This is a genomic window from Streptomyces laculatispora, assembly GCF_017353455.1.
GTDB lineage: Bacteria > Actinomycetota > Actinomycetes > Streptomycetales > Streptomycetaceae > Streptomyces > Streptomyces laculatispora.
On record NZ_JAFMPZ010000357.1, the window covers coordinates 1 to 8,452 of the forward strand.

At 68.6% G+C, this 8,452-nt stretch carries 8 protein-coding genes and 1 pseudogene; 4 read left to right on the forward strand and 5 right to left on the reverse strand.

Annotated features, from left to right (window positions below):
- Positions 1-581 (forward strand): annotated as a pseudogene (locus J1C73_RS18870) (hypothetical protein); the annotation flags it as partial.
- 21 nt (positions 582-602) lie between these two features.
- On the opposite strand, the gene J1C73_RS18875 reads toward J1C73_RS18870, so the two are convergent.
- Both J1C73_RS18875 and J1C73_RS18880 read right to left on the reverse strand, forming a co-directional pair.
- Complete coding sequence (locus J1C73_RS18875; protein ID WP_207317437.1) at positions 603-3,920, reverse strand: CHAT domain-containing protein; 3,318 nt, start codon at positions 3,918-3,920, stop codon at positions 603-605.
- A 25-nt stretch (positions 3,921-3,945) separates the two neighbouring features.
- The gene (locus J1C73_RS18880; protein WP_207317438.1) at positions 3,946-4,434 is read right to left on the reverse strand and encodes a hypothetical protein; all 489 of its coding nucleotides are present in this window, start codon (positions 4,432-4,434) and stop codon (positions 3,946-3,948) included.
- A gap of 625 nt (positions 4,435-5,059) precedes the next feature.
- Here J1C73_RS18880 and J1C73_RS18885 point away from each other — a divergent pair.
- The gene (locus tag J1C73_RS18885; RefSeq protein ID WP_207317439.1) at positions 5,060-5,203 is read left to right on the forward strand and encodes a hypothetical protein; all 144 of its coding nucleotides are present in this window, start codon (positions 5,060-5,062) and stop codon (positions 5,201-5,203) included.
- 2 nt (positions 5,204-5,205) lie between these two features.
- Here the strand turns inward: J1C73_RS18885 and J1C73_RS18890 are convergent, their stop codons facing one another.
- Positions 5,206-6,012 carry a recombinase zinc beta ribbon domain-containing protein gene (locus tag J1C73_RS18890; RefSeq protein ID WP_207317440.1) on the reverse strand — a complete coding sequence of 269 codons (807 nt, stop codon included), beginning with the start codon at positions 6,010-6,012 and terminating at the stop codon, positions 5,206-5,208.
- 373 nt (positions 6,013-6,385) lie between these two features.
- Positions 6,386-6,778, reverse strand: coding sequence for a recombinase family protein (locus J1C73_RS18895; protein WP_207317441.1), 393 nt, complete (start codon positions 6,776-6,778; stop codon positions 6,386-6,388).
- Between J1C73_RS18895 and J1C73_RS18900 the strand changes: the two genes are divergently transcribed.
- Positions 6,705-6,866 carry a hypothetical protein gene (locus J1C73_RS18900; protein ID WP_207317443.1) on the forward strand — a complete coding sequence of 54 codons (162 nt, stop codon included), beginning with the start codon at positions 6,705-6,707 and terminating at the stop codon, positions 6,864-6,866. The genes J1C73_RS18895 and J1C73_RS18900 overlap by 74 nt on opposite strands.
- Positions 6,867-6,935: 69 nt before the next feature.
- The gene (locus J1C73_RS18905) at positions 6,936-8,231 is read left to right on the forward strand and encodes a uracil-xanthine permease family protein (RefSeq protein WP_372446704.1); all 1,296 of its coding nucleotides are present in this window, start codon (positions 6,936-6,938) and stop codon (positions 8,229-8,231) included.
- A gap of 4 nt (positions 8,232-8,235) precedes the next feature.
- Here J1C73_RS18905 and J1C73_RS18910 read toward each other — a convergent pair.
- Positions 8,236-8,452: glycoside hydrolase family 6 protein (locus J1C73_RS18910; RefSeq protein ID WP_207317442.1), on the reverse strand; the 217-nt coding region annotated here is incomplete at its 5' end.

The following is an 8,452-nucleotide window of genomic DNA, read 5'->3' on the forward strand; positions in this document are numbered from 1 at the left end:
CCACCGTCATCACCCTCGTGTCCGGCTACGACAGCGGAACCGACACCATCGCTGACCCCAGAGCCACCGTCACCGCGTCCCCGCAGTCGGCCGAGGAGCCAGCCACCTCGACGTCCGCCCTCCCGACCTCTGCCCCCACCACCGACGCACCCCGGCAGACAACCGCCGAACCGACCCCGCCTGCCGAGCCCTCCCCCGTCACGGAACCCTCCGCGCAGCCGCCGACGACGGCCACCACACGGCAGAGCACACGGCCCGCCGCGATCGCAAACTGCTTCGGGGAGTACCTGGCCGAGCCCAAAGCACTCCTGCTCCACTGCGGAGACGGGAATGGCGGGCTCGAGGGTCTGACCTGGTCAAACTGGGGGCAGTCCACCGCCCAAGCCAGCGGGCAGGAGTCGGCTGTCATCTGCCAGCCCAGCTGCGCGAACGGCAGAGAGGTCCACTACCCGGCCACTGTGACCCTCACGGGCCTCGTAGGCGGGCGATACACGATGATGCAGGTCAACACTCCGCAATCACCCTTCGGTCCCGTAGCCCAGTACACGCTCGACTCGAACGGGCCGACGCAGAGGAACTGACAGGGGCCCGGCGCGGAGCACTCAGACCCCCCACGCGGTGAACGCAGCCCAGTGGACTGGCGAGGAGAAGGGGCACTCGTCGGTAGTCGGCCGAACGGTGTACCGCTCGGTCAGGGCTGCCAGATGCGGACGGGCGTCTGTGTACCGCACAATCTCCTCCCAGGTGAGACGGCGCAACCACCCGCGTGCCCGACGCAGCGCCGCCACCGGAGGAACGCCATCGGCACCGTGCGCGGGAGAGATCAGCTCGTAGAAGCGTGTCATCAGCAACGCGGTCACCATGTCGTCCACCTGCCACAGCCCGGCCACCGCGCAGGCCACCCCGCTCTGGAGGAAGCCGGCCGGAAGCCCGCGGAACTCGTCCGGAGCCTCCGCCATCGCGTAGTGACCCGACTGGCATGCGCTGGCCACGGCCACTCTGCAGGCGGGCAGTTGCCGATGTACCAGGGTGTCCATGCTCAGGCGGCCGTCGGCCAGGGTGAGGGAGCTGCCCACGCCGTCGAATCCGCCACTGCCGTGGCAGCTGAGGTGCAGGTACGAGGCCTCGGCAAGATGGTCGAGCACCCAGCCCACGGTGGCTTCAGACCCCACCGCGCAACGACCCTCTTCGAACAGTGCACGAATTTCGGCGAGCTCGGCGCGGCTGCCGGGGAGCGAACCGTCGGGGTCGGCCACAGCCACCAGGCGGGGCACGCTCTGCGGCGGCCGTGCGGCCACCGAGCGGCACGCCGCGTATACCGCAGCGGACGGGGAGACGAACAGAGTACCGAGGTCGTCGAGAACGCCTTCCACACCGAGTGGCACGGCGTGCAGCGGCACCACTCCCAGCAGACCAGTCGGGACGACGACAGCCCCGTGCCCCGGGTCGTCCGCAAGGAGCCGCGCTACCGGCCGTAGGAGCGGTGCGAGGGCGGCAAGCCGGTCCAGGGCTTGCGGGAGCTGACGCCTGCGCCGGAGCACTCCGCCCTCCTGCGCCAGGAGCAACCCCAGGGTGTTGTCGGCCGGATCCATGATCAGGAGGCGGGTGATGGACTCGCTACTCACCTCGGGAACGGGAACAGCCCGCACGGAGGGCCCCGCGCCCGGTGTACTGGGTAACACGAGGACGTAGCTGCCCCACGGCGCGTTCACGAGGTAGGCCAGCGGGCTACCGCCTGCTGCCCGGACGATGTCCTCCAGCTCGCTGGTGCGCAGGAAGCGTTCAAAGCTCGGGATCACGCGGATCTCCTCAATCACCATGCGCACACCGCGTTCGGCTTCGGCCTCCTCACGCGCCGTGGAAGCGGGACCACCAGTCGCCGCCTGGGTCGCTGCGCCGACCGCGGAGCGGTACCGGGCCCGCGCCAGCCGGTAGCGGCGGGCCATGGCCGGATCGGTCTGCTCAAGGGTTTCCAGGTCCGCTGCTCCCCGCCCGGCCACCACCGAGAGTTCGCAAGCCAGTCCGCTTTCGATGGCTTCGACCGCGTGCTCCGGGCGCCCCGCCCTGGCCAGCAGGAAGGCGGCCCAGCGGGCAATCCTGGTCACCTGGGCGAGCACGCTCCGGCGTCCGGCTCCGGTGACCTGGGCGTCGTAGAGCGCGTTCACTGCGGTCACCATGTCCGACGCGACATCGGCCGCCTCGCTCCAGCGTTCCGCCGAGGCGTAGGCGTGGAGCAATTCCCGAGCGATGCCCAGGTGCAGGGACGGCGACACCGCAGGCGGTGCGGCCGACAGGGCCTCCCGGCGCAGCCGCTCGCTCTCCGCGCCATCCAGGCCGTCGAGGTGATCACTGGCCCGGGCCAGCAGCCAGTTGATGCGGCCAGTATCGAGAAGGCCGGGGTGTGCGGCGGACAGGCCGAGCGCCGCGGTCGCTGCTTCCCTGGCGCCGTGCGCGTCGACGGGATCCCGGGACAGCAACAGGTCGGCCAGATTGCACTGGATCCGGGACCACAGCGCCTCGTTGTCACCGGCGCCGAGATACCGCAGGGCCTCCCGATAGCACCCCTCCGCCTGCCTCAGGTCCTCCGCCCCGGCTCGGCGGTACAGCAACAGGCCGAGATTGACCATCGAGTAGGCCCAGTCGCCCCGGTCACGCTGGGGAGAGCGCTCATCCAGCCCGGCCTTGATGTGCTCGATGCCCAGGGTGAGGTCCTCGGTGCCGCCGCCCGGTCGTTCCGACAGGAGCAGCCCATAATTGGTCTGGACCCGTGCCCAGAACTCAGGATACTCACGGCGGTCCAGTACGGTCGCGCGCGCCAGCAGGTCGCGCGCGACCTCCCACATCTCCAGACGGTCACCGTCATCACGCAGGTGGTGCGCAGTGGCGAGGTTGTTCGCCACCTCCACCCACTGCAGACTGCCTTCGGGCAGCCGGCGCAGCGCCCGTTCAAGGAATTGGACTGCCTCTGACGGATCGGCATCGAGCCCACCCTGCACCGCGTGCACCAGGTGTCTGCCGAGCAGCGCGGCAAGCTCAGTCTCCATCTCCTCCTCACCCAGCCCGGCGGCGAGCGCCAGAGCCTCACGGGCAAGCGGGATGCCCTCCGGCCCATCGTTGTTGCGGGCCTCGATGTACATCGCGCGTAACCGTGACCGCAGACCGCCGTCGAAGTGAACCCAGGCTTCGAAGTAGTGGCGGATCGCCGCCGTCGGAGGCGTCCGGCCGTCGCACAGTTCGTCTAGGAGGTGCTGACGGATACGCATCACCTCTTCGAGCGGCGTGCCCTCAGCCGCACGGAGCTCCACGCGCCCCGCGTCGCGGACCCTGGTGCCGTCCGTCAGTTCCGGGTAAGAGCGGACGAGTCCCGCGAGGGCGTCCGGCAAACTGCCCAGCGTCGCGGCTAGGAGCTGCCCCACCAGGCTGTCACCCTGTTCCTCCCCGAGGTACTGGAGGAAGATCCTGTAGTTCGCGACCGTCGGCGCCCCCTCCGGCTGCAACTGCTGGCATGCCGCCTCGGGGTCCTCCAGGTCCCGTTCGAGGTCGCGGGCCAGGACGAACGGGAGCAACCTGCGCGGCAGCGGGATCACCCGCCCGGCGAAGGCACCGCCGACGAAGCCCCCCGCCCGCCCGGCCTCCTCCAGCAGGGGCGCCGCGGACCGCGGCGGATCGTGCTGAAGCTCCGCGACCGGGACCGCGAGGAGCAGGGGCGCCACCCCGCCCGGGCGCAGAACCAGCAACGGCGCCTCGATGTGCGTCTTCGTTCCGCAGACGGGGCAATCCACCCAGGACACGCCCGAGGATGGGGCCGCCAGGACGTCGGCCTGCTCACGCGCGTCGATGACCCGCCAAATCGGAGCCCGGCGCTCTTGGGCACATTCTTCGCAGCGCCACGCGTACGGCACCCTCGCCGAGACATTCATCCCGAACCCCACCCCGGTCCGCTGGCTACTTGCCTCTGGTGATCTGCGAGAGCAGGGCCGTCAGGACCCGCCCGAGAGTGGAGTCCCGCAGGGCCCGCTTGTGGATGGTCAGGCTCCACCTCCCACGCGGATCCCGCTTCACCACCACCTCGGTCTGCAGCAGCGTGACAGCGAGCGCGGCGACTGAGAGGGTGACGGGGTCGAGCCGGTCCATGGGCGACCGCGCGTATGCGACCGCCTCGCCGGCCGTATCCGCCAGGTCCTCGCGCAGGGCCACCGCGTACTCCAGTACACGGCGCGCCAACTCCCCGCCTGACACCTCAGGTTGCCCCGGATCTAAGTACCGCTCCAGATCCACGGCGTCCACTCCGGCCTTCAGCCCACCGCCCTCCGGAGAAAACAGGTGCGCGGCAGGGAGTAGCCCGCGCTCCTCCGCCAGCGCCGTCAGCGCACGGATGGCCTCGTCGTCGGAGAGCGCACGGATGGACTGCTCCAGATCGTCTTGACTCAACATGCCCGCAATTCTTGTCCCTTGCAGAGCATGTTCGGGCAGGAACGCGAGAGCTGGGGACGGGGAAGTGGTGGCGTGCCCTTCGGTAGCCCCGCGTCCAGCAAGGCATCCGCCTCGACCGCCGCCGACCGGTAACTACAGATTGGCTCGACTCCGCCGCAGCGGTCCTGACGCTCGTCGATGGACGCTACGAGCGCGGATGTGTCCGGTCGAGCTCGACCGCGAAGAAGTTCGCCGCCGCGTTGAGGATGTCGTACGCCCACTTCAGCTCGGCGTTCTCCTTCTTCAACGCCTTGAGCTGGGCAGACTCCTCCGTAGTCGTCCCCGGCCTCTCCCGTCGTCGATCTCGTGCTGCTTGACCCAGATCCGCAGCGTCTCGCGGGACCCGATACCCAATCCCTCGACGAACTGCAGTGCTGCTGTCTCGGTCGGATAGTCGCCGAACCCAAGCGGGCAAGCGGGAGGGGCGTGCCTTGAATCATTCATTACACGGGGCGATTCAAAGGCGGATACCACGGATCAACTGCAGGGCTAAATCGCCCGTCATCGACATGGTGATCCTTCCAAGGCCACCAGCCGCGTCTGCGGCTGGTGACTCCGATGACGCCCCTGGAGGTATCCGCACCCAATGAGCGCCGCACACACCCCGATGCCGAGCGAAGACGACTGCTGGGAGGCGTTCTGGGACGTCCTGGCCGCCGTAGTGGTGATGCGCCACGAAACCGGATCAAGCGGCGCGAAGGACAGGCGTGAGGTGCCGCTGTCAAGGTAGCCCTACAGCACAGCGCCTGCCGTAGAGGGCGCTCCCGCCGTCGACACCGAGGGGCGTTCCTCCCACATGGTGATGATCCGACACTTCTCGCTCAGCGACAATCCGCGCCCTTTGCGGACGTAGATCCCACGCACGACCGTTCTGACCAGCTTGTTCCTGGCGTTCGGGGTCGCCTGTTCCCACTCGTCCACCAAACTCTTGAAAGCCACAGCGCGGGGCTGGCAAACCATGCGCTCTCGACGCTTCGAAAGCTGCGCCCGCTCCTTCTCGAGCGCCTCGCGACGAGCGTTGATCCGCTCCTGCTTGCGGCGGGCGGCGTCCTCGTTGATCAGGCCATCCACCAGACTGTCAGTGAGCCTGTCCTCCTGCCGCACCAGCCTGTCCAGTTCCCGTTCAATGCTGATGAGCTGGGCCGCAGAGTCATTCGGCTTCAGCACTGCCTGGCTCCGGCGCACACGCGCCTCCATGTCCTGGCCGCCCTTGGCGTTCTCCTTGAGCCAGCCGAGCACGCGGGCTTCAATGTGCTCCAGATTTCCGTACCCGGATCCTCGGCATGAACCGAGTTCGGCGTACTGGCGGCACCGCCACGTCACGTCGAACGGATCGGGGTGGCCGTCGATCGAGGGTTTCCGGGTCTTCTTCGTCCTGAGCAGGGCGTGCATGGAGCCCCCGCAGGCCGCACAGAAGTTCAACCCGGTCGTCGAGTACCGGACCTCGCCCCGCTCACGGACTGACGTCTTCGGCGTATCACCACGGCGGTCGAGGTAGGTGTCCCAGACGCGTTCGCACTCAGCACGGTCGCTGATCACGGGTTCGTGCCCGCCCGGCAGATACAGTCCGAACGTCTCCGGCCTACGCGACCTGTTGCCTCCGCGACGCTTGACTCCGTCCTTGTCCGTTCGCAGGACGTGCTGCTGCTCCGGCAGCCGGTAACGCACGAACCCGAGGCCGAAAGCCAGAGTCGAGGATGTCGTACAGACGCCCAGGCGTCACGGGCTTCCCCGAGACCGGATCCACGACACCATCCGCGTACCACTCGTGCGTGATGTGACCGATGAACTCGCCGGCGCCTATCCGCCGCCAGGCATCGGCCAGCCTCGGCCCCAGCACCGGGTCGACCTTGAGTATGCCCTCCTTGCACGCCGGACAGGTCTCCAGCGGAACCCCGGGCTTCCGGGGAGGTCAGGTGTCGCATCGGTAGTACCCGAACCGCCCCTGGTTCGCGTGCGGAAGGCCCTTGCGCCGGCGCCGGGCTATGGACTCCTTCCACACGTCTGCCTGCTGGTCGCTGAACAGCTCAGCAATGTTGAGCACCTGCCGGATCGCGAAGCGACCGATGTTCGTCCGCCCGTCGAAGTTCTCCTTGACCGCACGGACTTCGATACCCGGCTCGGTGAGCCGGTCGAGGTTGGTCAGTGAGTCCTTCATGTTCCGGCCGAAGCGCGACCAGACCCACAGAATGAGGACGTCGAACTCCTCCCGCTCAGCCATCCCAATGATCTTGGAAATCTGGCGTTCCCCGAAGGAGCGTCCCGTCTTCCCCAGGTCCATGATGGGCTTCCCCACCAGCTGCATGCCCTCCTTGGCGGCAAGTGTCTCGCCCTGGAACTGCTGCAGCTACGGGCTGATCATGTCGTCCCTGGCCGTACTGACCCGGATGTAGATCAGCGCTCGTCGCGCACGCCCCGTCTCGCTGCCTGCCATCGTCTTTCCTTCCCACGTTCCCGGCCCTGTGACCGCGCCGGCGACGGCATCTCATCATGGAAAGTCCGGCACGACATTCGTCGCCCCGGTGCTCATGGGTCTCGACCCGAACCTGGCGATCATGATGTCGGGTGTCGCGACGGCCATCTTCCTGCTGGCCACGCGTGGGCAGGTGCCCAGCTATCTGGGCTGCTCGCTCTCGTTCGTCGGGGTCGCCGCGACGATCCGGGCCAGTGGCGGCAGCAGTGCCGTGGTCACCGGCGCCGTCTTCGTGGTCGGTTCGGTGCTCTTCCTCGCCGGTCTCGCGGTGCAGCGGTTCGGCGCGCGCATCATCCATGCGGCGATGCCACCGGTGGTGACGGGTGCGGTCGTCATGCTGATCGGCTTCAACCTGGCCCCGGTGACCGCGTCGACCTACTGGCCGCAGGACCAGTGGACGGCCCTGCTGGTGATGCTGTTCACCGCACTCGCCGTGGTCTGTCTGCGCGGTTTCCTCTCCCGTATCGCGATCTTCCTCGGCCTGGTCTTCGGCTACGTCCTGTCCTGGGTCCTGGACCAGGTCTTCGGGAAGATCCACTCCCCCGCGGGCGGCGCCGAGGCCGTGGACCACTGGCGGCTGGACCTGTCGGGAGTCTCGAAGGCCGACTGGATCGGGCTGCCGTCCTTCCACGCGCCGAACTTCGAGTGGTCGGCGATCCTGGTCGCACTGCCCGTCGTCATCGCGCTGATCGCCGAGAACGCCGGCCATGTGAAGGCCGTCGGCGAGATGACCGGCCGCTCCCTGGACGGCAAGCTGGGCACCGCGATCGCCGCGGACGGCGCCGCCTCGATGCTGTCGACCGCGCTGGGCGGCCCGCCGAACACGACGTACTCGGAGAACATCGGCGTGATGGCCGCGACCCGGGTGTACTCCACCGCGGCCTACTGGGCCGCCGCCTGCTTCGCCCTGCTGTTCGGCCTCTGCCCCAAGTTCGGTGCGGTGGTGGCGGCCATTCCCGGCGGGGTCCTCGGCGGCATCACGGTGATCCTCTACGGCATGATCGGCCTCCTCGGCGCCCAGATCTGGCTGAACGCCAAGGTCGATCTGCGCAACCCGCTGAACCTGGTACCGGCCGCGGCGGGCATCATCATCGGGGTCGGCGGGGTCAGCCTGAAGGTGTCCGACAACTTCGAGCTGTCCGGCATCGCGCTCGGCACCATCGTCGTGATCACCGGGTACCACGTGCTGCGGGCCTTCGCGCCCGCCCATCTGAAGACCCAGGAGCCCCTGCTCGACTCGGGGACGTCCGACTACGACGAGAAGCCGCCGGCCGACGGGGCCTGACCGCTCAGCCCGTGGCCAGTTGGTACGCGTAGGCCGGGCTGAAGGAGCCGGCGGCCCCCTTGCAGCCGTCGGACTCGCCCGGCAGCTTCACCCACAGATAGGCGTCGATCCGGGCCTGCCCGGTGTCGGTCGTGGGCGCCGTGCCGAGCGCCCGGCCCTCGGGATCGCACCACTGCCCCGCCTTCGGCGCACCGTTGCCGTTGCGGCTGGTGTCGATGACG